The 25,606-nt window shown below is 54.7% G+C and carries 26 protein-coding genes; 12 read left to right on the forward strand and 14 right to left on the reverse strand.

Annotation, left to right across the window (positions count from 1 at the left end):
• The first annotated feature begins 258 nt into the window (after positions 1 to 258).
• From LMS44_RS01240 to ntrC, 3 genes are all read left to right on the forward strand, one after another.
• A complete protein-coding gene (locus tag LMS44_RS01240; protein ID WP_278371726.1) occupies positions 259 to 543 on the forward strand; it encodes a hypothetical protein in 285 nt (94 codons plus the stop codon).
• A gap of 248 nt (positions 544 to 791) precedes the next feature.
• Positions 792 to 1,850 carry a nitrogen regulation protein NR(II) gene (glnL, locus tag LMS44_RS01245; RefSeq protein ID WP_027958155.1) on the forward strand — a complete coding sequence of 353 codons (1,059 nt, stop codon included), beginning with the start codon at positions 792 to 794 and terminating at the stop codon, positions 1,848 to 1,850.
• Positions 1,847 to 3,274: a nitrogen regulation protein NR(I) gene (gene ntrC, locus LMS44_RS01250; protein ID WP_022520802.1), complete on the forward strand. Its 1,428-nt coding sequence runs from the start codon at positions 1,847 to 1,849 to the stop codon at positions 3,272 to 3,274. Before glnL ends, ntrC begins: the two co-directional genes overlap by 4 nt.
• Before the next feature lie 326 nt (positions 3,275 to 3,600).
• Here the strand turns inward: ntrC and LMS44_RS01255 are convergent, their stop codons facing one another.
• From LMS44_RS01255 to LMS44_RS01275, 5 genes are all read right to left on the reverse strand, one after another.
• The gene (locus LMS44_RS01255) at positions 3,601 to 3,774 is read right to left on the reverse strand and encodes a DUF6435 family protein (RefSeq protein ID WP_007111925.1); all 174 of its coding nucleotides are present in this window, start codon (positions 3,772 to 3,774) and stop codon (positions 3,601 to 3,603) included.
• An 88-nt stretch (positions 3,775 to 3,862) separates the two neighbouring features.
• Positions 3,863 to 4,390: a YqiA/YcfP family alpha/beta fold hydrolase gene (locus LMS44_RS01260; RefSeq protein WP_027958156.1), complete on the reverse strand. Its 528-nt coding sequence runs from the start codon at positions 4,388 to 4,390 to the stop codon at positions 3,863 to 3,865.
• Positions 4,391 to 4,395: 5 nt separating this feature from the next.
• The gene (locus LMS44_RS01265) at positions 4,396 to 4,527 is read right to left on the reverse strand and encodes an entericidin A/B family lipoprotein (RefSeq protein WP_027958157.1); all 132 of its coding nucleotides are present in this window, start codon (positions 4,525 to 4,527) and stop codon (positions 4,396 to 4,398) included.
• Positions 4,528 to 5,494: 967 nt separating this feature from the next.
• Positions 5,495 to 6,034 (reverse strand): phosphatase PAP2 family protein, encoded by a 540-nt coding sequence (locus tag LMS44_RS01270; RefSeq protein WP_022520798.1) that lies wholly within the window; start codon positions 6,032 to 6,034, stop codon positions 5,495 to 5,497.
• Positions 5,997 to 7,160 carry a glycosyltransferase family 4 protein gene (locus tag LMS44_RS01275; protein WP_022520797.1) on the reverse strand — a complete coding sequence of 388 codons (1,164 nt, stop codon included), beginning with the start codon at positions 7,158 to 7,160 and terminating at the stop codon, positions 5,997 to 5,999. Before LMS44_RS01275 ends, LMS44_RS01270 begins: the two co-directional genes overlap by 38 nt.
• A 323-nt stretch (positions 7,161 to 7,483) precedes the next feature.
• Here LMS44_RS01275 and LMS44_RS01280 point away from each other — a divergent pair, with 323 nt between their 5' ends.
• Together LMS44_RS01280 and LMS44_RS01285 are read left to right on the forward strand one after the other, a co-directional pair.
• Positions 7,484 to 8,488, forward strand: a complete 1,005-nt coding sequence (locus LMS44_RS01280; protein ID WP_022520796.1) for a porin — start codon at positions 7,484 to 7,486, stop codon at positions 8,486 to 8,488.
• Positions 8,489 to 8,796: 308 nt separating this feature from the next.
• Complete coding sequence (locus LMS44_RS01285) at positions 8,797 to 10,467, forward strand: bifunctional metallophosphatase/5'-nucleotidase (protein ID WP_278371719.1); 1,671 nt, start codon at positions 8,797 to 8,799, stop codon at positions 10,465 to 10,467.
• A gap of 24 nt (positions 10,468 to 10,491) precedes the next feature.
• Here LMS44_RS01285 and LMS44_RS01290 read toward each other — a convergent pair whose 3' ends face one another.
• From LMS44_RS01290 to ugpB, 8 genes are all read right to left on the reverse strand, one after another.
• On the reverse strand, positions 10,492 to 10,860 hold the full coding sequence (locus LMS44_RS01290; RefSeq protein WP_022520789.1) for a DUF1428 domain-containing protein: 369 nt from the start codon (positions 10,858 to 10,860) through the stop codon (positions 10,492 to 10,494).
• A 21-nt stretch (positions 10,861 to 10,881) separates the two neighbouring features.
• Positions 10,882 to 11,244 carry a YciI family protein gene (locus LMS44_RS01295; RefSeq protein WP_138800156.1) on the reverse strand — a complete coding sequence of 121 codons (363 nt, stop codon included), beginning with the start codon at positions 11,242 to 11,244 and terminating at the stop codon, positions 10,882 to 10,884.
• The gene (locus tag LMS44_RS01300; RefSeq protein ID WP_138800157.1) at positions 11,241 to 12,086 is read right to left on the reverse strand and encodes a YciI family protein; all 846 of its coding nucleotides are present in this window, start codon (positions 12,084 to 12,086) and stop codon (positions 11,241 to 11,243) included. Before LMS44_RS01300 ends, LMS44_RS01295 begins: the two co-directional genes overlap by 4 nt.
• An 82-nt stretch (positions 12,087 to 12,168) precedes the next feature.
• Entirely contained in the window at positions 12,169 to 13,398 is a 1,230-nt protein-coding gene (locus LMS44_RS01305) for an RNA polymerase sigma factor (protein ID WP_138800158.1), read from the reverse strand.
• Between the two features lie 90 nt (positions 13,399 to 13,488).
• Positions 13,489 to 14,544 (reverse strand): sn-glycerol-3-phosphate import ATP-binding protein UgpC, encoded by a 1,056-nt coding sequence (locus LMS44_RS01310; protein WP_022520785.1) that lies wholly within the window; start codon positions 14,542 to 14,544, stop codon positions 13,489 to 13,491.
• A 1-nt stretch (position 14,545) separates the two neighbouring features.
• Positions 14,546 to 15,388, reverse strand: coding sequence for a sn-glycerol-3-phosphate ABC transporter permease UgpE (ugpE, locus tag LMS44_RS01315; protein WP_022520784.1), 843 nt, complete (start codon positions 15,386 to 15,388; stop codon positions 14,546 to 14,548).
• Between the two features lie 18 nt (positions 15,389 to 15,406).
• Complete coding sequence (ugpA, locus tag LMS44_RS01320; RefSeq protein WP_022520783.1) at positions 15,407 to 16,291, reverse strand: sn-glycerol-3-phosphate ABC transporter permease UgpA; 885 nt, start codon at positions 16,289 to 16,291, stop codon at positions 15,407 to 15,409.
• A gap of 90 nt (positions 16,292 to 16,381) precedes the next feature.
• Entirely contained in the window at positions 16,382 to 17,707 is a 1,326-nt protein-coding gene (gene ugpB, locus LMS44_RS01325; RefSeq protein WP_022520782.1) for a sn-glycerol-3-phosphate ABC transporter substrate-binding protein UgpB, read from the reverse strand.
• A gap of 216 nt (positions 17,708 to 17,923) precedes the next feature.
• On the opposite strand from ugpB, the gene argE reads away from it, so the two are divergent.
• The gene (gene argE / locus LMS44_RS01330; protein WP_022520781.1) at positions 17,924 to 19,087 is read left to right on the forward strand and encodes an acetylornithine deacetylase; all 1,164 of its coding nucleotides are present in this window, start codon (positions 17,924 to 17,926) and stop codon (positions 19,085 to 19,087) included.
• Between the two features lie 81 nt (positions 19,088 to 19,168).
• Here the strand turns inward: argE and LMS44_RS01335 are convergent, their stop codons facing one another.
• Positions 19,169 to 19,480, reverse strand: coding sequence for a hypothetical protein (locus LMS44_RS01335; protein WP_022520780.1), 312 nt, complete (start codon positions 19,478 to 19,480; stop codon positions 19,169 to 19,171).
• Between the two features lie 184 nt (positions 19,481 to 19,664).
• Here LMS44_RS01335 and LMS44_RS01340 point away from each other — a divergent pair, with 184 nt between their 5' ends.
• The 6 genes from LMS44_RS01340 to LMS44_RS01365 all read left to right on the forward strand — a co-directional run bounded on the left by LMS44_RS01340 (position 19,665) and on the right by LMS44_RS01365 (position 25,605).
• Complete coding sequence (locus LMS44_RS01340) at positions 19,665 to 20,138, forward strand: YchJ family protein (protein WP_022520779.1); 474 nt, start codon at positions 19,665 to 19,667, stop codon at positions 20,136 to 20,138.
• A complete protein-coding gene (locus LMS44_RS01345) occupies positions 20,131 to 20,430 on the forward strand; it encodes a GIY-YIG nuclease family protein (protein ID WP_022520778.1) in 300 nt (99 codons plus the stop codon). Before LMS44_RS01340 ends, LMS44_RS01345 begins: the two co-directional genes overlap by 8 nt.
• Before the next feature lie 35 nt (positions 20,431 to 20,465).
• On the forward strand, positions 20,466 to 21,500 hold the full coding sequence (locus LMS44_RS01350; protein ID WP_022520777.1) for a histone deacetylase family protein: 1,035 nt from the start codon (positions 20,466 to 20,468) through the stop codon (positions 21,498 to 21,500).
• 102 nt (positions 21,501 to 21,602) lie between these two features.
• Complete coding sequence (locus tag LMS44_RS01355) at positions 21,603 to 21,938, forward strand: hypothetical protein (RefSeq protein WP_022520776.1); 336 nt, start codon at positions 21,603 to 21,605, stop codon at positions 21,936 to 21,938.
• A 230-nt stretch (positions 21,939 to 22,168) separates the two neighbouring features.
• Positions 22,169 to 24,025, forward strand: a complete 1,857-nt coding sequence (locus LMS44_RS01360) for an ABC transporter ATP-binding protein (RefSeq protein ID WP_159175929.1) — start codon at positions 22,169 to 22,171, stop codon at positions 24,023 to 24,025.
• A 50-nt stretch (positions 24,026 to 24,075) separates the two neighbouring features.
• The gene (locus LMS44_RS01365; protein WP_089690947.1) at positions 24,076 to 25,605 is read left to right on the forward strand and encodes an ABC transporter substrate-binding protein; all 1,530 of its coding nucleotides are present in this window, start codon (positions 24,076 to 24,078) and stop codon (positions 25,603 to 25,605) included.
• The last annotated feature ends 1 nt before the right edge of the window (position 25,606 follow it).

Consider the following 25,606-nt stretch of genomic DNA (forward strand, 5'->3'; position numbering starts at 1 on the left):
TGCTAATCAGCGTTCCTCGCCTCTGGCTGTTACTATCAGCCAGGCGGTGGTAACAATGATTGCCAATAGAACCCCGCTACGGCGGGGTTTTTTTATTGCTGGGAGGCTGAGAAGCGTGCCAGAGGGGCGATGAGCAGTGTGCTGGTAGCTCTCTTGGGCGTGGGGTAGTGGGTGGCACGGCGTTCGGGCAGGCGGTTTACCGGGTGACCGATCAGCACGGCAACGTTACCTTTACCGATAACCCAGAGCAGTCCTTTAATGCTCTACGATCACTTTTCGATCGCTCTGCCCCAGCAAGGCGCACAGGTGGAAGAGGGAATGACCGTGGTGGAGGTGGTTATTGCGCCACCGTTGCGCGACGACCATCAGGTACGGCTGTTGGTGAATGGCGAGATTAGCCAGAAAGCGCTGCACAGCGATGTCTTCTGGTTAACGGGCCTGCCGCAAGGGGGCACGAGATCCAGGCAGAATGCTGGAGAGCAGCCAGCGTTTACAGCACCGCACGGCAGCGGTGACGATTACGGTTCCTTAAGAGCGCTTTAATAAACGCGATCAAAAAAACAGCCCTAAGTATTACCTACCAAAACCTGGGTGCACTAAAGTGGTGCATGAGCAGGAGCATTTGGCACGGCAAGTGCGCTAAAACGATTCGCGCTCTTTCGCTGCGATGCCCGCAAGCCGTGCAAATGGACATAAACGTATAGTTGGCGCGCTTTTTGCAGCTCCCTCATTGATCATCCACCTGTAGGTCTGTATCGGCGATGGAAGACGCGATTTTTCAGGACACCACCATGCATCAGCGTTTGCTTGAGCATCTCACCACAGCGGTATTGCTGCTAGACGGCGAACTGCGTGTGCGATGGATGAACCCTGCCGCTGAAGCGTTGTTAGCGGTCAGCCTTAGCCGTGTTCACGGCATCAGCCTGGATACGCTACTTGGCGGGGATGTAAGCATTGACGAAGTATTGGCCAAGGCGCGGGATGCGTTTCACCCCTATACCCAGCGTGAAGCACGCATTACCCCGTTGAATAGCGAACCGCTCACGGTGGACTACACGGTGACGCCCTTATCCGACGATGAGCTGCTACTGGAAGTAGAGCCGCGGGATCGGCTGATGCAGATCTCCCGGGAAGAGGCGCTAACCACACGCCAGGAGACCATCAAGGTGCTCGCCCGCGGGCTCGCCCATGAAGTCAAAAACCCGCTGGGTGGCATTCGCGGGGCAGCACAGCTACTAGAGCGTGATCTAGACGACCCGGCGCTGCGCGAATATACCCATATCATTGTTGAAGAGGTGGATCGGCTGCGCGACCTGGTCGACTCCATGCTCGGCCCTAACCGGATGCTTAAACACGAGCCAGTCAACATCCACAAGGTGCTGGAGCGAGTGCGGGCGCTGCTGATTGCCGAACACCCTAGTGTGACAATCAGCCGTGATTACGACCCCAGTTTGCCCGACCTTTCCGGCGATGAATCGCAAATGATTCAGGCGGTGCTCAATGTGGCGCGCAATGCGGTACAGGCCATGAGCGATGCACAAACGCCGGAGCCCACTTTAATACTACGCACCCGCGCCCGTCGCCAGTTTACGCTTGGCGCCGAACGTCACCGGCTGGTCAGTGAAGTCGCCGTGATCGATAACGGCCCCGGTATTCCCGATACGCTGCAGGAAACACTGTTTTACCCCATGGTGTCGGGACGCGCGGAAGGCAGCGGCCTTGGGCTCTCTATTGCCCAGTCGATTTTGCACCAGCATCAAGGATTGATTGAATGCGATTCACGTCCTGGACACACCGAATTTCGTTTACTGATTCCCATGGTTATTAATTTCACCGGAGAAGCGTCATGACTGAGGCTGCACGTAATGATGTTGCGCGGGTGGTCATTGTCGATGATGACCGCGCTATCCGCTGGGTGTTGGAGCGCGCCTTGGCGCAACCCGACCTTGACGTTGAGTGTATCGAGCGCGCCGACGTTGCCCTGACACGTTTGTTGGAAAATCCACCCGACGTGCTGGTCACCGATATTCGTATGCCGGGTATCGATGGGCTGGATCTAATGTCCCGGGTACGCGAAGCGCATCCTGACCTGCCGGTGATCGTGATGACCGCGCACTCCGACCTGGACAGCGCCGTGGCCTCGTATCAGGGCGGGGCATTTGAATACCTGCCCAAGCCGTTCGATGTTGATGAGGCCCTAGCGCTGGTGCGCCGCGCCGTGGCCCACGCCCGTGAACGCCAGCGTCCGGTGACCGTGCCGGAAGGCTTGAACGCCGAAATTATCGGTGAAGCCCCCGCCATGCAGGAGGTGTTCCGGGCCATTGGTCGCCTCTCACACTCCCACATCACGGTGTTGATTAATGGGGAGTCGGGAACCGGCAAAGAGCGCGTTGCCCAGGCACTCCATCAGCATAGCCCTCGTGCGGGCAAGCCGTTTATTGCCCTCAATATGGCGGCGATTCCCCGTGATTTGATTGAGTCTGAGCTGTTTGGTCACGAGAAGGGGGCTTTTACCGGGGCGACCCAGCAGCGCCAGGGGCGGTTTGAGCAAGCCAACGGCGGTACGCTATTTTTAGACGAAATAGGCGATATGCCCGCTGAAACCCAAACGCGGCTACTGCGCGTGCTGGCCGATGGAGAGTTCTATCGCGTTGGCGGGCATACGCCGGTCAAAGTGGATGTGCGCATTATTGCTGCCACCCACCAAAACCTAGAAGTGTTGGTGGATGACGGCCGCTTCCGGGAGGATTTGTTCCACCGCCTGAACGTGATCCGTATCCACCTGCCCAAGCTTGCCGAGCGCCGCGAAGATATCCCTCGTTTAACGCGGCACTTTTTAGCTGAAGCGGCGAAAGAGCTGACGACCGATATCAAGGTGCTGACCAGCGAAGCGGAAGCCCACCTAACGCGTTTGCCGTGGCCCGGCAACGTGCGGCAGTTAGAAAATATCTGCCGTTGGCTCACCGTGATGGCATCAGGGCGTGAGATTCTGGTTGAAGATCTACCGCCGGAGCTGCGTTCACCCAGCGCTTCTGAAAGCAGTGCCCACGGCGATTGGCGCACGGCGTTTCGTGACTGGGCGGATCATGCCCTGGCCGAAGGCCATACCCATCTACTGGAAGAAGCGGTGCCCGATTTTGAGCGGATTCTGATTGAGACAGCGCTAAAACATACCGGCGGGCGCAAAGGTGAAGCCGCCGAGCTGCTGGGCTGGGGGCGCAATACGCTCACGCGTAAACTGAAAACACTGCTACCGGCACTCGCTGACGAGTAAACGTTAGGAGCCTGTCTGGCTTAACACTGATCTACTGCGAATCCCGGTATTTTGGCCAACTTTATTCGATCGATTTCGTTAAATAGCACGCTATTCGCCTCAATCGATCGATAAATTTGGCTCAAAATTCGTGCTTCTCGCGACGATCGGCCAAGCCAGACAGGCTCCTAGTCGCCAGCGAGTATATATACCGCATCGGCTAGGGTGGTGGGGGTGGGCAAAGTGCAGTCGCTACTGGTGAGTGGCTGCTCATCCTGCCACCACTACCCTGGGCTTGGGTAGGCTGCCGAAGTGACGCTGGGCAGCAACCGCGTTGTCTATGGCAGTTATTGTGTCGCTTCAATGCGCCTGATTTCGGCAAGTAACGCTTCGGCTTCTTCAGTAAGTGTGGCATTGGCACGCATATCGCCATTGCGTGAAGCCTCCATGGCGGCTTGTAGTTTGCGCTCATACTCTTGTTGAAGCTTCTTTTTGGGGTCACGCTTAAACATACCTAACATGAGCAATCTCCTCGCTATCAATGTCTCTTGTACACTATTTGTATAGGATTGAAGTGCTCGTGTCGAATGTTTGCTTTAACTAGCCTTGCTAATCGTAGTGATTAGGCGTGGCGCACTGGCATAAGAAGCGCTCAAAATCACATAAAATAGTCTCCAGGCTCGCGTGCAGGCGGTGATCGTCGTCAACCATCCGCAGCGATAGGCGCTGAAGACGAGCACGTTCGATCACCGGTTCAGGGGCAACCACATCATCCCGCCAGCCGTGAATAATATGGCTGTGCTGCGCCTGAATAACCGGTGACGTTTCCGGATAGTCGGCAAGTCCCAACGCAGGCGCCAGCAGAAAGCAGCCCAACACCGGCTGCTGAGCGCTAACCGCCGCGCTTAGCCAACCCCCCAAGCTGGAGCCTGCCAGTACACACTGGGCAGGATCATCTCCGCGCTCGGCTAATACTCTCAGAAGGTATTCAAGGCGCTGCTGTGGTTCTGCTATGCCTCGATAATCCATGACCACCGGCTCACAGTCATCCAGCTTTTGCGCAACACCTTTCATCGCTTGGGTTTTCAGTGCGCCTGGCCCGCTCTCAAGGCCATGGGATAGATAAACGGTCATCATAACGGTTAGCTCGCTGCACGCTGGATAGCTTCGCCACCCTGTTGAAGGTCTTCACCCGCACCGCGAATGGTATTACAGCCACTGACCAGCATCAGGGTCACCACCATCACGAAGCCGAGGGCGATAGTGCGTTTCATAAAAGCCTCCTTCGAAGGCATACCGTTAGTGAAAGGAGTAGAAAGCAAAAATACCCTCTGTCGTGACGATACGCTACGGTTTTCAATACGTTTAAACACAAGGAAGCATAGCAGTGTGCCTCGAAACCGTATGTTTATGTCGCATGTGCCACTTCTATACATGAAAAATAGAGGTGGAGAGTGCTTTGTCATTCGCTTTTTATTGTTTTAAGTAGTTGTTTTTTAATGTTTATATTCGTTATTGGCATGATTTGGCTCATTGCCTGCAGTTACTAAGTAGAATCCAGCAAGAAACCAAGTAAATACTCGCAAATGAATAAAGTAAGTCATTTTTAAATTCAGTCACTTAACGCTAGTCGAGTTAACATTTTTCACCAGTAACTGAGTGAGTGGGCTAACAGCAAAATGGAAGGCAGGAAGCCGAAAAATGAACAGGATGTTTAAGGGACAATTAGCCCACTCACTGGTTGCAGCGTAAGGAGGCGCTGTTCATCAAACCAGGGAGCGGACCGATGCGAATCAACCATCTCATGCAAGTGAGGTGGTTTTTTCGCATGTGTGATTTAAATAATCATTTGATAGATAAGTACTTTCTATAAGGCTCTGGTTTTTGCACAGCTTTTGTACAGAAAAAAGTGTGATTTTGGTCTATCCTTCGATGAAACCAAAATGCAGCGGTTAGAAAACGTCAACGTAACGACCGCGCACGATCAGGGACAAGATTATGGCGATGGCATTGATGTTATGCATGTTTGTTTTGTTCTTAGGGTTTTCAGGCGTGGGCGTGTATATGATGCTTAAGACATCGTTTACGGCCAGTATTGATGAACGCGATGACATGCCGCCCGACGTTTAACTATCTGCCTTGAAAGTAAAACGCCCGCTTATGCGGGCGTTTTTGCGCTGGTGTCTATCACGCGGCTGTCCATCAAAGGGTTGTCCATTGGGGGGGGGGGCAGGACGCGCTTTACCCCATCCAATACAGGCTGGCCAAGGCAAAAGCGTAGCCCATCGCTGCCCCTGCCAGTACATCGCTGACATAGTGCAGCCCTAAGCCTACCCGTGAGACCGCTATTAGAAGCGTTAATGGCAATACCACCGGTAGTAGCCAGGGCGTGTGGGCGGCGACCAAGACGCTAAACATCACCGCGTGCATGGTGTGGCCGCTGGGAAAACTGTAACGGTCGCGGGCAGGTTCACAGCACTCGATGCCTTCACTATAGGTAATGAAGGGTCGCTCACGGCATAAGCGAGTTTTCACCAGTCGATAAACCGCCACGGCAAATAGAGCGATAACGCTGTACTGCAGTACGCGCCAGGCGCCATTGGGTTGAAGCCAGGGCTGGGCGAGAATCAGCAGCACCCAAATAGGCCAATCGCCTAAGCGGCTGGCGGCCTGAAGCGTGATTCGCCAGGGGCGGTAGATCGATAGCCGCGCAATGCGCTGGCAGAACTGCCACTCCAGCAGGTCAAGACGATCGAATACGACAAGCGGACGCGGGCGCATGATGAGCCTCCTGGGCTTGGTGTAAGTAACGCAAAAACTGCTCGGCAATACCTGTCCAACTCTGCTCAAGGGCGCGTAAACGCGCTACTCGGCCTAAACGAGCGTAGTCAGCTGGGTGTTGGCACAACTCAACTGCTGCCTGTTGAAAAGCGGTGCTATTGCCAGCGGGTACGGTGACACCGTTGTGGCCGCTGCTAATGAGCTCAGCGCTGGCTGCATGATCATAGGCCACCACGGCTAAGCCGCTGGCCATGGCTTCCGCCACCACATTGCCCCAGGTTTCTGAAAGCGAGGGGAAAATAAACAGGTCGGCGCTGGCATAGTGGCGAGCAAGCGATCCCTGCCCCACGAAGCCGGTGAAATGGGCATCGGGCAGCGCCTTTTCCAATTGTGCCCGTGCGGGGCCATCGCCGACGATCACTTGGGCGATATCGGGCCGCACCTCACGCATGGCTTGAAGGCTTTCATGGAGCAAGGTGAGATTTTTTTCTGCGGCTAGTCGGCCAACGTAAAGGGCCACCGGCTGATGCTCGCTAACTCCCCAGCGTTCGCGTAATGAAGGGTCACGGTGGGCAGGTGAAAAGCGCTCGCCATCCAGCCCGCGTGACAGCACATGAACCCCCCGAATCCCTTGACGCTGCAGTGCTTTAGCCTGCTGATGAGTAGGCACTAACGTTAGGTCACAGCCGTTATGGAAGTAGCGCAGGTAGCGGCGTGTGGTCGAGGCCAACCAATTGACGCCATAATCTTCACAGTAGTGGTCAAAGTTGGTGTGCCAGCCCGCTACCAGGGGGATATTGAGTTGCCGTGCCGCTTGGCGTGCCGCCCAGCCGAGAGGGCCTTGGGTCGCTACATAGATGATATCGGGGCGATGTTGGCGCCAAAAGCGGCGCAGTGTAACGGGCCTAACCAGCCCTACCTGCACATCGGTGTAGCCAGGTAGGGCAAGGCGCTGCACCTGTAGCTCGCGGTTAATACCGGTTGCATTACCCGCAGATCGTGGCCGAGGGCGGATCACATCCACCGGCACTCCTTGCCGGTTAAGTTCATAGCTTAACCGGCTCAGCGTATGGGCAACGCCATTGATGTCCGGTGACCATGTCTCACTAACGATGCAGAGCCGCATGAGCGATTCATCCCTTTATCACGTTTTCGTTCAGTGTGGGTGGGGTGAATGACACTGCCGAGACAAACAGGTGAATAAGTGATGACACGCTTAAATAAATAGGCTAGTAGACAAAGTGCTACAGCCATCTGTTCTAATATCAGTTCAATGTTAAATTTGGATGGCAGTTTTATTTAATAGCGCATAAAAAAATAAGTTCCCAAAAAATAAAACTTTAAGATTAATGAAACATAACTCCTTTAAGGTTCCCTGTGTTGAGGCGTTATTCGTCCTTCATTGTGCCTTCGCAAGCGCAAGCATTAACTACTTCAATGGGAACGATCATGTTTAAAAAAACGACACTGGCCCTAGCCGTTAGCGGTTTATTGGCAGCCTCTGCAGCACAAGCAGCAACCGTTTATGACCAAGACGGTACCGATCTCGAAATCTATGGTCGCATCGCTATGGGTCTTGAAGGCGGTGGTGTTGACAACGGTGTTGATAACGGCGAAGAGTTCCGTAATTTCGGCTCGCGTTTACGGATTACCGCTGGCCACCAGATTTCCTCTGACCTGCGTGCATTCGCCCGTGTAGAGTGGCGTTTTACGGGTGATGAGCGTAATACATCCTCTGGTTTCGATGAGGTGCGTAACAGCTACCTAGGCCTGGAAAGCCAGCAGTTCGGTACCTTTATGGCCGGGAACTACAACAGTTTCTACGATAACTACGTGATGACGCCGTTCGATGTTTACGTTGAGCGCGGCTACGAGTTTGCGGGTGGTGGTACCCAGGCACGCGGCGACTCTATTGGCTATAAAACGCCTAAAATGAGTGGTTTTCAGGCGGTTATTTCTGCCAAGCACTTCTCTGAGCGTGGTTTGACTGAAGCCGAGCAGACTTCCGAAGGATCTGTTATCGCCACTCAGGGTGGTGTTGTCTACGAAACAGGCCCAGCTCGTTTAGCGCTTGGCTATGTGGAAGATACGGTACGTGGTGGCGGTAACGGTGAAGTGCGTTATGGCGCTACGGGCGAGTTTGCTGTTACAGATGCTTTCGCTGCTCGTGTAGGTTATGAAACCCGCGGTGATGACGATGTTAACGGTGGTGGTTTCGATAAAATCGGCGTTGGTGCTACGTACGCCATCGATTCCTGGAAGTTCTTCGCCGATTACTACAACATCGACGTAGACGGCGCTAGCGATGAGCGTAACGCTTGGGCGCTAGGGTCAATGTACAAGCTGTCTAGCAATTTCGATATGTTCCTTGAGCTGAACGATCGTAACCTGGATGCTGTTAATGACTTCGAAGAAGATATGTACTACGCATTAGGCGCTCGCTATCACTTCTAATTAATAGAGTGATGTTAGCGGTAGTGTTGCATTAGTTTTTTGCATTAGTTCTTTAGCTTTTAGTTAGCTCGCATGTTTCGATCTTTACCGGTGTGGATAACTCCACACCGGTTTTTAGCGTTTTTATATTTTATGCTTTACTTGCCTGCCTTAAAAGAGGCGCTCTTTTTCTCGGTGAGTTATTCCTCTCAATATAAATTTAGGGAGAGGGGGGTAAGGCAATACTTTTACCATGGAGACGAAATGTCGCTGGTAGACTATCTTTGCTGCTAAAGTGTCTGAACACTGTTATGAAAGGAGTCATTTAAATGCGTTTTCACCGCTATGGCTTGGCGCTAGGGACAGCGCTATTTGCCACCGTTCCTCCTGCCTTTGCTGATAACTACACCCTGACGCTATTTCACACCAACGATCTACATGGGCGTACCGATCAGTACCCCTATCTAATTACCATGCTGAATGAGGCGCAGGAGCGCTTTGGCGAAGGGTTGCTGCTGGATGCCGGTGATATCTTTACAGGCACGCTCTACTTCACAGAGTTTCAAGGCCAGGATGCCCTCGAATTTATGAATTTAATGGGCTACGACGCCTTTGTGCCCGGCAACCATGAGTTCGATTTGGGTGACCCGGAACAGGGGCACCAAGCGCTAGCGGCGTTTTTCGCAGGCGCCGAGTTTCCTATTTTAGGGGCGAATCTGGACTTCTCCGCAGGCCCGGAGTTTGCTGACATGTTGGGTGATTCAGTCAGCGCTGAGCCGCAGGCTGGGACGCTTTATGACGGCATGATCGTTGAGCATAACGGCGAGCCAATCGGCATCTTTGGGTTAAGCACTCAGGACAGTGAGACGATTTCCAGCCCTGGCCACGTCACCATCAGCGATTATCGCCAAGCGGCTGAAGCCATGGTGGCAAGCTTTGAAGAGCAGGGCGTTAACAAGATTATTGCCCTTACCCACTTGGGCTACGACAGTGACCCCAGCGTAGGTAATGACCTGCTGCTGGCAGAGCATGTCGAAGGCATCGACATTATTATTGGTGGTCACAGCCATACCCAAGTGTCGCCCCCCAGGCTGCTGAGCGAGAGCCGCGCTGGTGAGAAGCTCCTATCACCGACGGTGATTGGCCAGGCAGGCGAGTATGGCCAGCATCTGGGCGTTATGCAGGTCACCTTCGACGAAAACGGCGTGGTGGTGGATGCCAGCGGTGAACTGCTCGCTGCCGACGATCGGGAAGCGGACGCTGATGCCGCCAAGCGGCTTGAATCCTACACCGCAGAGATTGAGACACTGCGGGATACCCAGGTCGGCGCCAAGGTAATCTCCACGCTACCCAACCCGCGCCATGGGCGTGGCGATGAACGGAGCGTGCGTGCCAATGAAACAGCGCTGGGCAATTTAATCGCCGATGCCCAGTTGCATGCTGCGCAGCAGGTGGCACCCGACACGGTTATGGCGATTCAGAATAGCGGCGGCATCCGTGAAGCGATTGAGAGTGGGGATGTGTCTGTGGGTGATTTGATCGCCGTGCAGCCATTTGGCAATCGCCTGACGCTGCTTGATGTCACCGGCGCCGAGCTGCTGGAAACCTTCGAGATCGCCCTGGCTAATGCACCCGGCGAAGACGGCGGTTTTCTGCAGGTGTCGGCAGGCGTAGAGTTGATATACGACAGCGGTGAGCCGTCGGGCGAGCGGGTGGTTAGCCTAAGCGTTGCCCAGGAAGGCGCAATGCAGGCGATTGACCCCGAGCGTACTTACATCATCGCCACCAATAACTTTACCGCTGCTGGCGGCGACGGTCATACGGTACTTGGCGCTGCCTATGAAGATGGGCGCAACACCATCGTCGGCAATACGGATTGGGAGATGCTGCGCGACTATATGGTGGAACGTAAAGAGGTGTTCTACCAGGTGGAAGGGCGGATTACTGATGTAGCTCAAGAAGGTGTGGTGCCAGAGGATGTGGCCCAGGAAGCGTCGTAGTGAGTTCCGGGCCACGGGTAGCGCTTACTCATCAATGATGCTTTCAAAGCCGCCAAAGATGAGCCGCTTGCCATCAAAGGGCATCGGGTTAACGTCCATCTGCAAGCGCGGGTCTTGCATGACTTTCGGCATGGCCTCATCGCGCACGCTGCGCGATGGCCACTCTATCCAGGAAAAGATGATGCTTTCGTCATCCTTGCGCTTGACCGCCATGGTGAAGGAGGTCACTTCCCCTTCGGGGACATCGTCTCCCCAGCACTCCACGACCCGCAGTGCGCCGTGTTCCTTGAAAACAACGGCCGCGGCACGGGCATGCTCAATAAACTCATCTTTATTAGCGCTGGGCACAGCAGCGACGAAACCATCTACATAAGGGTGTGTAAGCTTGCTCATGGCTGTTCTCCTATTACTGTTTTATTCTGCTTTAGGGGGGAGTTCTCGAACGGGGCGTACCTCAATGCTGCCCAGCCGGGCGGGTGGAATACGGCTAGCCAGCTGCAGCGCCTCATTCAAGTCGTGGGCTTCGAGCAGGTAGAAACCGGCCAACTGCTCCTTGGTTTCCGCAAAGGGACCATCGGAGATTAACGTCTCGCCATCGCGCACACGCACGGTGGTGGCGGTCTCCGTCGGTTGTAATGGCTGCCCGGCCAGGTAGTGGCCGCTGGCGCTCAGGCGCTCAACCCCAGCAATGCATTCTTGGTTGAGGTCGTGCCACGCCTGTTCGCTCATGGCGTTGATAATCTGTTCTTGGTAATAGACCAGCGCAACGTACTTCATGGGGAGTCTCCTTCTGTGGCCAAGGGGCAGTTGTCTGACGGAACGTTTACCATCCAGCCGACGCCAAAACGATCTACCGTCATGCCGAACCCTGGTGACCAGAAGGTCGCTTCGAACGGCATGACAATCTTTCCACCCTCCGCTAGCTGAGCAAAGGTTCGTGCGGCCTGCTCGATATCCTGATACTCCAATTGAACCTCTATCCCTTGCGGTGGTGTATAGCAGTCAGCCGCCATATCGGCGCCCATTAAGCGACGGCCACGTAGGTTCAACGAAGCATGGATAATGCGGTCATGGAGAGCAGGCGGCATGTGTTCAGCGGCGGGTGTGTCAGCATAGGTCAACAGGCACTCCAGATGCCCTCCGGTGACATCGGCATAGAACTGCATGGCTTCCCGGCAGGTGCCGGGAAAGGCAACGTGCACGTTCATGGCATCCGGTATACGAGCAAGGTTACGGTGCTGCTCAATTCCGGCGCCGGGCTCAAAATCCTCCAGCGAGAAGTAGCGCCGTAGCTCAAGGGTCACGTTGCCATCGGCATCTTGGGTGGGCCACTGTTGGGCCCACTCAATGGCCGCCTGCAGAGAGGGGGCTTCGAGCACGCTATAACCGGCAATACGCTCACTGGCTGGAGACAAAGGCCCGGGGATGATGGTGGGCTCACCGTTTTTGAAACGGATCAGGCACCCTTCGCTGGTCGGATGTAAGCCATCGCCGTTCAAAAACACGCCAGCCTCGATCATTCGCTGGTTATAAGCAGCCATGGCGGCAAGCATCTCCTGGGATGGCATAGCGCCATTCTCGGTGTTGGCATCGGCACGGCGTATCAGCATGAATTTCATTGAGAGCCTCCTGGTTGGTCAGGGTAGTGACTCTCTGTAGTCGTTTGGCGTCGTCTTGAATCGACATAGCCTAAGCATTTTTTTATGGGGAATTTTCGAGTTCTGCCAATCGCCTGTTCAAAAAGCGTTTTTCTGGATCCAGGGTGACCAATAGTAGCGCCTGTTGATAGGCGCTGCGCGCGGCCTCATGCTGGCCTTGGCGACGCAGTAAATCCGCTTTTGCGGCATGAAATAGATAATAGCGGTTGATTTGTGGGTGATGAGCGATGTCGTCGAGTAACTTCAGGCCGGTATCGGGTGCACCATTCATGGCAATGGCGACCGCACGGTTCAGCGCCAGAATCGGCGATGGAAAACGTCGGCAGAGAGCATCGTAGAGTCTGACGATACGCCCCCAGTCTGTTTGCTCGGCGTGGCTAGCCTGGGCGTGTACGGCGGCAATCGACGCCTGAAGGGTGTAGTACCCGGTGGGGGTGAGCGCCAGTGCCTGTTCTAGCCACGTTATTCCGACCTGGATATCCTCTTGGCGCCATAGGCGTCTGTCCTGAGCATCCAGGGTTACCAGCTCACCGTCGCTATCCTGGCGCGCATCCCGGCGGGCATCATTAAGCAGCATCAAAGCCATCAGCCCAAATACTTCCCCCTGGGGCAGTAGCCGCGCCAGCTCATTACCCAGTCGCATGGCTTCTTTTGTTAGGCTGATATCGACCACGCTGGCGCCCGTGCTGCGCGAGTAGCCTTCGTTGAAGACCAGATAGATGACTTGGAGCACATCGGGTAAACGCTCGGGCAGCTCTTCCTGGGTAGGCACGGCATAAGGGATATGCGCATCGCGAATTTTGCGTTTGGCTCGTACGATACGCTGTGCCAGCGTCGTAGGCTTCATCAGTAGCGCGCTGGCTACTTGCTCAGTGGTCAAACCGCACATCTCGCGAAGCGTCAGGGCAATCCGTGCTTCCATGCTCAAACTTGGGTGGCAGCAGGTGAATAGCAGCCGCAAGGCGTCATCTTCGATGGTGGTGGGCTCAAGATCCAGCGCTTCATCTGTGGGTAATAGCAAGTGAGCCCGACGGCGAGCAGTACTGCGTTGGCGAATTTGGTCTATTCCGCAGTGGTAGCCGGTGCGAATTAGCCATGCCGTGGGGTTGTCAGGTTTGCCGTTAACCGGCCACTGTTGAACCGCCGCCACAAAGGCATCCTGCATGGCTTCTTCGGCTAGTTCAAAATCCCCCAGCAGGCGTATCAGCGTCGCCTGCACGCGCCGGGAGTGCTCACGATACAGGTCATCGACGTATGAAGGTTCAGTACTCATCAAGGGAGATCCGTAAGCTTTATCTCAAACGTAGCGCATGGTTTCTCCGTTGACTTGTTTTTCTTGTTTTGTCTTTCGGGGGATAGGTATTCAATCCCCGGTGCGTTTTCCCGTGGCGCTGTTGAAAGGATGCAGAGCGTCGCGGGTCACAAAAAATCGCAGGGTTTCGCCTTCGGCAACGGGCGGCTGCCCCGAAACGCGGATGACTGTAGGCTGGTCGCTATCGGCGAGGGTCACATATAGGTGGCTTTCGGCCCCCGCGGCTTCAAACAGCGCCAGCGTTGAGTCGACAATTAGGTGAGGCGCGGTCGGCGGCGTTAGATGCATATCATCCGGTCGAATGCCGACGACATCGGTGCCGTCGGGCAGGTTATCCAGCAGGCCATTGGCGCCTTGTTCGTTCAAGTAATCCACCGGCAGCATGTTCATGGCGGGGGAGCCGATAAACCCGGCGACAAACATGCTGGCGGGGCGGGCGTAGATATCCATGGGTGTGCCCACTTGCTCAATCTGCCCGGCGTTAAGAACCACTAAACGGTCACCCAGTGTCATGGCTTCCAGCTGGTCGTGGGTCACATACAGGCTGGTAGTCTTCAGGCGCCGCTGCAGCTGTTTGATCTCCACGCGCATCTGCACGCGCAGTTTGGCATCCAGGTTGGAAAGTGGCTCATCGAATAGAAAGGCTGCCGGGTCGCGCACCAACGCGCGGCCCATGGCGACGCGCTGGCGCTGACCACCAGAGAGCTTGCGCGGTTTGCGCTCCAGAAACTCTTCGATCTCGAGCATTTTGGCGGCAATTCGCACGCGCTTTTCAATGTCTTCTTTGTTAAACCCGCGGTTCTTGAGGCCGTAAGCTAGGTTGTTGTACACCGTCATATGCGGGTAGAGCGCGTAGTTCTGGAACACCATGGCGATATCGCGCTCGGCGGGCTCTAGCTTATTGACCACCCGGTCACCGATTTTGAGCGTGCCTTCGGTAATGGTTTCAAGCCCCGCCACCATGCGGAGTAGGGTAGATTTGCCGCAGCCGGAAGGCCCCACCAGCACCACAAACTCGCCATCTTCAATCTGTAAGTCGATGCCTTTGACGGCCTGAACATCGCCGCTATAGGTTTTCTTTAGCCCTTCCAAGGTAATGCTGGCCATCTTATTTCTCCGTCTCGGTCAGGCCTTTCACAAATAGGCGTTGCATAAACAGAATCACTAATACAGGCGGCAGCGCTGCCATGACCACCGCGGCCATCACTAATTGCCACTGTGGGTTCTCTTCCGAGGTCATGCGCTGAATGCCCATTACGATGGTGTAATAATCAGGGTCGGTAGTGATAATTAACGGCCAGAGGTACTGGTTCCAGCCGTAGATAAACATGATCACAAACAGCGCGGCGATATTGGTCACCGACAGCGGCATTAAGATGTCTTTAAAAAACTTCAGTGGCCCGGCGCCATCGACCCGGGCGGCTTCGAGCATCTCTTCGGGAATGGTCATAAAGAACTGGCGGAACAAGAAGGTTGCGGTAGCCGAGGCAATCAGCGGGATCGATAGCCCGGCAAAGCTATTGAGCATTTTAAGATCCGCAACGACCTGAAAAGTCGGAATAATGCGCACTTCCACCGGCAGCATCAACGTGACGAAGATCACCCAGAAGAAGAACATCCGGAAGCGGAAACGGAAGTAGACGATGGCAAAGGCGGAAAGCAGCGAAATAGACAGCTTACCCACTGTGATCGCCATGGCCATTATAAAACTGTTCCACAGCATCAGGGCGGCCGGCGGTGCGCCGGCATTGGAGACGCCCGACTGCCACATGCGCGTGTAGTTTTCGATCCCGTGGCCACCGGGCAGCAGTGGCAGCGTACCCTGCAGCAAACCCGATAGGGAATGGGTAGAGGCGATGATCGCGACATACACCGGAAAAACCACCAGCGCGACACCAGAGATCAAAACAATATGGGCTATCAGGTTAGCCCAAGGGCGGTTTTCAACCATTAACGTTCTCCCAAAGGCTTAGTAATTGACTCGGCGCTCAATAAAGCGGAATTGAATCATCGTTAATGCCACCACAATCACCATCAGAATCACCGACTGAGCCGCGGACGAGCCAAGGTTTAGCCCGACAAAACCGTCGGCATACACTTTGTAAACCAGTATGTTAGTGGCCTGGGCCGGGCCGCCTGCGGTGGTGGCGTGGATGATCGCGAAGGTGTCGAACATGGCATACACCACATTAACCACCAGCAAGAAGAAAGTGGTCGGCGTGAGCAGCGGGAAAATAATCGTCCAGAAGCGCTTAGTCGGGCTGGCGCCGTCAATGGAGGCGGCTTCAATCAGCGATTGCGGGATTGACTGTAAGCCCGCCAGGAAAAACAAAAAGTTATAGGATATCTGCTTCCAGGCGGCGGCAAAAATCACCAGCAGCATGGCGTCACTGCCCGAGTTACGGTGGTTCCACTGGTAACCCACCATTTCCAGCATATAGGGCACAATGCCGATAGAGGGGTTGAAGATAAACCACCACAACACGCCCGCAAGCGCGGGGGCGATGGCGTAGGGCCACACCAGTAGCGTGGTGTAGGTGCTGCGTGAGCGAATCATCCGGTTGACGGTACTGGCCAATAAAAGCGCCACTGTCATCGATAGCAGGGTAGTGCCCACGGCGAATACCACCGTCACCGATAGCGAATTGACATAACTGCCGTCACGAAATAGACGGGCAAAGTTCTCAAGACCCACAAACGTTGAGCGCAGCCCAAAGGCGTCTTCGCGCAGTAGCGACTGATACAGCGCCTGGCCCGCAGGCCAGATAAAGAAAATCAGTGTCACAATCACCTGGGGCGTCAGCAGCGCGTAGGGCAAAAAGCGACCAGGGTAGGTCATGCGTTTGGTTTGCATGGGCAGCTCTGCAAATTGTTAGCAAAAACAAGCATCAACAAACGAAATCGCCGCCTACCCAGAAGGGTAGGCGGCGAAGTGAGTACTTATTTACTGGTTGGCAGCTTCAAAATCACGGAGCAGATCATTGCCGCGTGCTACTGCTTCATCCGCTGCTTCCTGACCCGATTTGTCACCGGTCATCACCGCTTCCATCTCTTCGGAGATGATGTCGCGAATCTGCACGAAGTTACCAAAGCGTAGGCCTTTGGAGTTCTCGGTCGGCTCGTTGAGAGTCATCTGTTTCAGCGAAATATCCGCGCCTGGATTCTCTTCGTAGTAGCCCTGTTCTTGGCTCAGATCCCAAGCGGCCTGAGTGATGGGCAGGTAGCCAGTTTGCTGGTGCCACTGTGCCTGTACTTCGGGCTGGGAGAGGTACTCAAAGAACGCCGCAACGGCTTCGTATTCGTCATCGCTATGGCCCTGCAGTGCCCACAGAGTGGCGCCACCGATAATCGAGTTCTGCGGTGCGCCTTCTACGTCGTCGTAGTAGGGCTGCATGCCAAAGCCAACTTCAAATTCTGAATTGGCGGCGACATCCGCACGTGAAGCAGAAGAGCCGAAGAAAATCGCGCAGTCCTGGGAGTAGAACATCGGCTCAGAGTCGGGGCCGGAGCCGGGGCCACCCCATTTAAAGACACCTTCTTCCTGCCAGTCGTGGAGGTTGTCCCAGTGGCGAGCGACCAGCTCATTGTTGAAGGTAAACTCGGTTTCCATACCGCCAAAGCCGTTTTCCAGTGTACCTAGCGGCACGTTATGCCAAGCGGAGAAGTTTTCCAGCATGACCCAGCTAGGCCAGGAGGTGGTAAAGCCACAGCTGGCCGCACCAGACTCGACGATTTGGCGTGAAAAATCGGCCACTTCGTCCCATGTTTGTGGGGGTTGCTCGGGATCCAGGCCTGCTTCTTCAAACATGTCCCGGTTGTAGTACATGATTGGCGTAGAGGAGTTAAACGGGAAAGAAAGCATATTGCCGTTGGTGTCGGTGTAATAACCCACGACGGCGGGCAGGAAGGCTTCTTTATCGAAAGCGCGGCCATGCTCTTCCATCAGCTCGTACACTGGGTAGATGGCGCCTTTGGCGTTCATCATGGTGCCAGTGCCGACTTCAAACACCTGCAGGATATGCGGCTGCTCGTTGGCACGGAAGGCGGCGATCGCGCCCGTCATCGTTTCGGTATAGGTGCCGCGATAGCTGGGGGTAACGTGGTAGTCGTCTTGAGACTCGTTGAAGTCTTGGGTCATCTCTTCGAGAATTTCGCCCAGTTGGCCGCCCATGGCGTGCCACCAGCTAATCTCTGTTGCCGCCTGAGCAGACAGGCTTAGGCTGGCCGTCGCCACCCCTACGGCAAGCGCGTGCAGTGTGAAACGAGACATAACAAGCTCCTTATAGGCCTGAACTTAGTCAGGCGTGCAATGCGTTTGTTGAGATTTTTAGATGCACTGAACATTAAGAAGTGTAGATGACGTTTTAGTGAATGCACGATGAACCTGCCGTGACAGTCAACATTGCGCTGCCAGCAGGCCTACTGAGTAGGAAAAGGAAGAGGGCGATGATAGTGTGATAGGAAGAGTCCAACTAACGAGAGCAGTATGACTGACGTGACCACTTTACTGACGAAGCTGGTGTCATTCGATACCACTTCCAGTGAATCCAATCTGGCGCTGATTGAGTATGTGGAAGGCTATTTGGCAGAGTATGGCGTTAGCGCCGAGCGGGTGATGAGCCCCTGCGGTACCAAAGCCAACCTGATCGCAAGAATTGGCCCAGAGGCGCCGGGCGGTGTGATGCTTTCCGGGCATACCGATGTGGTACCGGTGGCGGGGCAGCCCTGGTCGAGCGATCCGTTCACCCTGCGTGATGGTGGCGGTGGGCGCCTTTATGGGCGCGGCACCTGCGATATGAAAGGTTTTATCGCCTGCGTATTGTCGATGGTGCCCACTTGGACGAAAGCGCCTCTGCAGCAGCCGATTTATCTGGGTTTCTCCTATGACGAAGAGATCGGCTGCGTGGGTGCGCCAAGCCTCATTAAGCGCTTTTACGAACACTACTCCACCACCGCCCATGTGATTGTCGGCGAGCCCACCAGCATGCAGCCAGTGGTAGCGCAGAAAGGGGCGACCAATCTGCGTACCACCGTGATTGGTCAGGAAGCTCACAGCAGCCAGGTCAATCAAGGCACCTCAGCCATCCACGTAGCGGCAAGGCTAGTGACCTTTATTGAGGACACCATGGCGGCGTTGGTGGAAGAGGGGCGCATCGATGAGGCCTTTAACGTGCCTCACACCAGCCTGCACGTCGGCAAAATAAAAGGTGGTACGGCGATCAATATTATGGCGCGGGAGTGCCAGTTCGAGTGGGAAATTCGCCATCTGCCCACGGACACCTTCGACGAAATATACGCGCGCTTTGAGGCCTATTGCGCCCAGCTAAGCGCTGAGCTGCAGGCCAAAGGCAAGCACGTTGAAATTACTACTGAGCCGCTAAACGTGACAGTGCCGGGCCTGGCCGACCGCGAAAACGATCAGGTACTTCGCCTAGCCAAAGACCATTTGCCCGCAGGGTGCTGCGACCACGCGGTGGCTTACGCCACGGAAGCGGGGCAGTTCCAGGGCCAGGGCTTGCAGACAATAATTCTTGGCCCTGGCAGCATCGCCCAGGCGCATCAGCCCGATGAATATATTGATATTGAGCAGCTTGAAGCGTGTGAGGATTTTCTAACGAAGATGGGTAAAGCGTTAGAGAAGACTGTCTAACTAGCTAATAACTGCCCAAAAAAATCCCACCCGGCTAATGGAGTGGGATTTTTTGTAGTGCTTTCATACCATGTCGCTTTTTCAGTGCTGAGGATGTTGTTCAAACAGCTCAGCTTTGGCATGGCGCATCACATCTTCGCACGCCTGCTGTTGGGCTAACTGCGTTAGCAGGCGTTGAGTTACTTCGAAGCCCTTGCCTAAGCAAGTGTCGACTTCCTGTTGGCTAACCGCTGGCGTCACTCGATAATCGATTTTTACCGTGCGCCCACCACCTTCCAGCCGATCCGCAACTCCCCTGAGCCGCCACGCGATTTTCTCTTTCCAAGTTGCTGATTCTTCCGCGCCTTCGTTTACGCTAAACGTGCACTGCCATTCCGGTTTAAAGACCTTCATAGGAGAACCTCCAAAAATTTTGGAAAGAATGATCGATCGTGTTTCGTACCCCATCGTCTGAATGTATTGCCCCACTACTATATACCTAACGCAGCATAAATATCGAACAATAGTGATACGCGTTGGGCGACGCGCATAGGGCGTATCGGTTAGGCTATAAAAGATGTGACTAACGAGCTTTTCTATGACCTCCACAACTGATCCAAGTTGCCCCTGTGGTAGCTTATTAACGCTTGATAAGTGCTGTGGCCGTTATCACCAAGGCGGGCTTGCCCCCACGCCTGAAGCTTTGATGCGCTCTCGCTATGTGGCTTTTGTGCTAGGGCGTAGCGACTACCTGTTGGCGACATGGCACCCCTCTACCCGCCCTGCAGAGCTTGCGCCTGATCCTGACGCTGAGTGGAAGTCGCTATCTATCGTCTCCGCAGAACCGCCGCTCGACAATATCGGTTACGTGCATTTTCGTGCCTGTTTTTATGAAAGGGGGCGAGTGCAAAAAGGCTGGCATGTATTAGAAGAGGTCTCCCGCTTCGTTAAAGAGCAGCAACGCTGGTGGTATATAGACGGAACACCCACGCTTACCCGCCTGAAACCACGCCGCAACGACCCGTGCTTATGTGGTAGTGGGCGTAAATTAAAGGTATGTTGCGGTGAATAGTGGCATCGTTCAGCCTCACAAAGCCGAACCGCAATGGTATCTCTATTTGCTGGAGTGCCAGCGTGGCACCTATACGGGCATTACCAATAACCTGGCAAAGCGTTATCAAGCGCACTGCACCGGCAAAGGGGCGCGTTATACCCGTGCAAATCCGCCTGTTGCACTGCTGGGTGCCGAACCGTTTGAAGACCGCGCCGCCGCAAGCCGGGCTGAATATCAGTTAAAGCAACAGACACCGAGCCAAAAGCGCCGCTGGGCCAAGCAGTGGCCTGTACAATTAGAAGCTAACTAGACTCTTTTCCGTTAGGCGTAGATTAAGGAACCTACATGCTGACGTTTTACTCAGAGGACAGCCGTTTGCGCCAAGCGCGCACGGAGTTACATGACGGCGCGCTGGTGACCCCGTTTGAGTGCCCCGAACGCCTTGATCTAGTGCTAAAGCATCTTCACCAGTCCGGGCTTGGGGATATTCGTACCCCTAGCGCTTATGGGTTAGCCCCCGTATTAGCGGTGCATGACAAAGAGTACGTAACGTTTCTAGCCAACTGTTGGCAAGAGTGGCAGGCGGCTGGGCATGAGGGGGAGGCGATTCCCAATATTTGGCCCGCACGAACCATGCGTGGTGACCGCATCCCGCGATCGGTTAGCGGTCAGCTAGGCTACTACGCGCTGGCGGCGGAAACGTCGATCTCAGCAGGAACCTTTGAAGCCGCCATGGCGAGCAAAGACGTGGCGTTAGGCGCGGTAGAGCATACGTTACAAACCGGCGAACCCAGTTTTGGTTTATGCCGGCCGCCAGGCCACCACGCCGCGTTTGATCAGTTTGGCGGTTACTGCTTCTTTAACAATGCCGCCATTGCCGCCCAGCGAGCGCTGGATGCAGGCAAACGTCGGGTCGCCATTCTTGATGTCGACTTTCACCACGGCAACGGCACCCAGCAGATTTTCTACAAGCGTGATGATGTGCTGTTTATCTCACTGCACGGCGACCCTGAGGTCACATTTCCTTACTATTTGGGCTACGCTGATGAAAACGGCGAAGGGCCAGGTAAGGGCTTTAACGTCAATTACCCGTTGCCGCCGGGCACCAGCGTTACCAGGTGGATGGCCACACTTGAGCTAGCCTTGGCGCAAATTAAAGCCGCGGAGTGTGAATGCCTGATCGTATCGTTAGGGGTCGATATCTTCGAAGGTGACCCCATAAGTGCCTTCACCTTTACCAGCGAAGATTTCACAGCGTTAGGTGAGCACCTGGCCCAAGTAGGCTTACCCAGCGTGTTTCTGATGGAAGGGGGCTATGCTGTAGATGAAATAGGTGTCAATGTAGTCAACGTGTTACAAGGTTTTGAACAGGCGCTATAAAACGGCCTGGAACTGCATCTAAACAAGGGTAAAGGTTAACCGTGACAGCGGCCCCTAAATCGGGCAGGCTATTGCCCTTTCAACGGGGCAGGGAGCTCAAGCGTGGCAGTGTATGGTGGAATTCAGGCACATGAATTGGAGCGTTGGCTTAATGCGTTAACCAACGCCGCCTATGACCGACGCTGCCCGCTGGTAAAAGTACACGGTGGCAACGCACGTGCGCGTACCGCCCGTCAAGACCTCCTTCATTTGGCGAACGACTACCGCTGTGGCGATTCTAGCCGCGAAGAGAGCGCAGCCGACCTTGGCCGCTGGTGTCAAACCTACCTTTCAGAGGCAGAGTGGTATGTGCTGGTCGGTACCCGCCAAGCACCTTCCCAGCCGCAAAGCGAGGAAGAGCGAAGCCTCACCGTGCTCAAGCAGCACCGGGTGGGGTAACAGCACCCATCAGCACTAACTGCGATCAAAAGCTCCTGCGATGGGGCTTTTTTTGTGCGCGAGATGTATGTCTTAACAGGTAGCCGAATTTTTTAATGGCAGAAGAATTAGTAGGTGCTTAATAACGATGTATTGACAAAAGTTTAATAAGATGAGTAGTTTGAAAGGATATGTCTACTCGACTAACGTTTTAAAAAAACGCTATCTAAGAGCAGGGGGCAATACATCTTGTGACCATTACACCAGCGCTATCGGTTCGCTCCTTGGGCGTGAATTTTGGCTCCAACCAGGTTGTTAAAAATCTGAGTTTTGATGTTTATCCCGGTAAAACGACGGCAATCGTTGGCGAATCTGGCTCGGGTAAATCGGTGACTTCTCTGGCTATCATGCGCTTGGTAGAGTACATGAACGCCGAGATTACCAGTGGCTCGATACTGTTTAATCGCGATGCCAACGGCTCTCAGCCACTGGATCTTACCCAGCTTTCCGATAAAGCGATGCGCAAGATACGTGGCAAGGAAATCGCCATGATCTTTCAGGAACCAATGACGTCGCTGAATCCTGTTTACACTATTGGCGATCAGATTACCGAAGTGCTGGTATTGCATGAGAAGCTAACCCAAGACGCGGCGCGGGTCGAAGCAGTAAAACTGTTAAAACTGGTGCGCCTGGCCGATGCTGAAGCGCTGTTAAAACGATACCCCCACCAGCTATCCGGCGGCATGCGCCAACGAGTGATGATAGCGATGGCGCTGGCCTGCCGACCAAAAGTGCTGGTTGCCGATGAGCCCACCACCGCATTGGATGTCACCATTCAAGCGCAGATACTTACCATCATGCGTGACCTGCAGCAGGAACTAGGGATGGCTGTTATCTTCATTACCCACGATATGGGGGTGGTGGCGGAGATGGCCGACCAGGTAGTAGTCATGCGCCATGGCGAAAAGGTCGAGGAAGGGGCGGTGGAGGAGATTTTCGCCCGCCCCCAACACCCCTATACCCAAGCACTGTTAGCGGCGGTGCCTAAACTTGGCAGTATGCAGGGCGAAGCTCTTCCACGCATGGATCCATTAGTGGTGCTGGATGGAAATGTTGCGCGCACTCTGGGTGAAAGTCGTCAGCAGGATACCGCTAGAATCGATGAAGCCCCGGTGGTGGAGATAGAAAATTTAGTCACCCGTTTCGATATCCGAAAAGGGTTCTTTGGGGGGGTTAGCCATCGCGTCCATGCGGTGGAAAATGTCAGTTTCAGCATTTTTCCTGGAGAGACGCTGGCGCTGGTAGGCGAGTCGGGATCTGGCAAGTCGACCATCGGGCGCACCATTCAGCAGTTGCAGGAAAGCACCAGTGGCACGATACGCTTTGGTGGCAAGGCCGTGGCCGACATGTCCCGGGCAGAAAAAATGCGCCTGCGCCAAGAAGTGCAGTACATTTTTCAAGATCCGTTTGCCTCCTTGGATCCCCGCAAAACCGTGGGCTTTTCGATAGCCGAACCCATTCGTACGCACGGCTTGCTGCACGGTGCTAAAGCAATCCGTCATCGCGTTAATCAGTTACTTGAGCGCGTTGGTTTGAGTGCTGATCAGGCTGAGCGCTATCCCCATGAATTTTCCGGCGGCCAGCGCCAACGGGTATGTATTGCCCGCGCTCTGGCTTCCAAGCCTAAGTTGATCATTGCTGATGAAGCGCTATCCGCCCTCGATGTTTCCATCCAGGCGCAGATCATTCACCTGCTCATGGAGTTGCAGCAAGACGAAGGCTTGGCCTATCTGTTCATTAGTCACGATATGGCAGTGGTGGAAAAAATGAGCCACCGCGTAGCGGTATTACACCTTGGCCAAGTCGTTGAGTTAGGCGAGCGCCGAGCGGTGTTTGATTCGCCTCAGCACTCCTATACACGCAAGCTGTTGAGCGCTGTGCCCGTGGCCGACCCCGCACAGAGGCGGGAGCGTACATTGCTGCAGGGCGATATTCTTAGCCCCATTCGTAAGGTCGGTGATGAGCCAGAACATTGGTCATTAGTGCAGGTGGCTAGCGGTCATTTCGTTGCCCAGGAAGTAGGCAGCGCCGAGCGTTTGGCATCATAGTTAGTTTCCTGATGGTATAAAAACTGTGAGACAACAACAGGAGTAATCCCATGAAGCAAAACAAACGCGTGCTCAATGGTGCCATCGCCGGTATGGCTCTGAGCGCTGCCTTCTCTGCCTCTGCGCAGGCTGGTTCATTAACGATTGCTTCGCCGCAAGATCCGGGTAGCTGGGATCCCATCGACACTTTTTTGGTGAATTGGGCCTCGGTTGCCACCAATATTTTCGATGGTTTGACTTATCGAGGCCCTGATTTAGAGCTGGTGCCCGGTCTGGCAACCGAGTGGGAGGAACTGGATGATGGTACCCGTATCCGTTTCACTCTGCGTGAAGGCGTCACCTTCCATAATGGTGAGCCCTTCAATGCGGAAGCGGTAAAGTTTACCTTTGATCGCTTATTAGGTGAGGAAGGTGGGCAGGGGCCCCAGCGCTCCAACTACACGGCGATTGAAAGCGTGGAAGTCATCGATGAGTACACAGTTGACTTCCACCTGAATGAGCCCGACCCAGTACTGCTCACTAAGCTAGCAGGCTACGGGGCGATGATTGTGCCACCGGAGTATCTGACCGAGCATGGTGATGAACACTTCAATACCCATCCGGTAGGCACTGGGCCTTTCAAAGTAGTGGAATATAATCCTCGTGAAGACGTTCAGCTTGAGGCCTTTGCTGACCACTGGGGCGGCGCGCCGAAACTTGACGAAGTGACTTACCGCTTTATCTCCGAGCCTTCCACCGCCGTGGCTGAACTGCAGGCTGGGCGGGTTGATATCGTTATTCCGCCGACGATTCCTATCGGCATGATCGACACCATCAATAACCACGACGGCGCCAGCATCGTTAGCGTGGCTTCGCCGACGGTGGAAGCGATTCGGTTCAACACCCAATCCGGTATTACCGCCGATGAACGCGTGCGTAAAGCCTTGATTATGGCCGTGGATCGTCAGGCGATTATCGACTCCATCCTGGCTGGCGAGGGTGAAATGATCGCCAGTTTCCAGGGCGCTCAGTCCTTCGGTAACGACCCTGATATGGAGCCCCTGCCGTATGATCCGCAGCAGGCTCGCAAACTGCTGGATGAAGCGGGCGTCGAGCAAGGCGCCACGGTACAGATTGATGTGCGCGGTAACGACGCCACCTTTGGTGAGGTGGCCCAGGTAGTGGCGTCTTACCTACAAGGGGTGGGGATTACCGCTTCGATCCAGCCATATGAAACCAATGTGCTACTTAACGACATTATCCCGGCAGGCCGCACTGGGGAGATGTTCCAGCAGAAATGGGGCGGTTGGACGTTCGACTTCGACAATACCGCTTACCTGATGTACCACACGGGCGAACGCTGGAATCCTTATGATAGCGACGCTGAGTTAGATGAAATGCTCGAAGCCCAGCGCAGCATTACTGATCAGGAAGAGCGAGAAACGCTGCTCCAGGCGATTGCGCAGTATACCCAGGATCGCGCCTTGGAAATGCCGCTCTATAGCATCAATGCCCTCTACGGTGTCAGTGACCGGGTGGAGAATTTTGAACCTGCCCCGGATAACCGTATGCGTTTAACCAACGTGGACGTTAGTGAATAAA

The organism is Halomonas profundus (assembly GCF_020865425.1).
Taxonomy (GTDB): domain Bacteria; phylum Pseudomonadota; class Gammaproteobacteria; order Pseudomonadales; family Halomonadaceae; genus Vreelandella; species Vreelandella titanicae.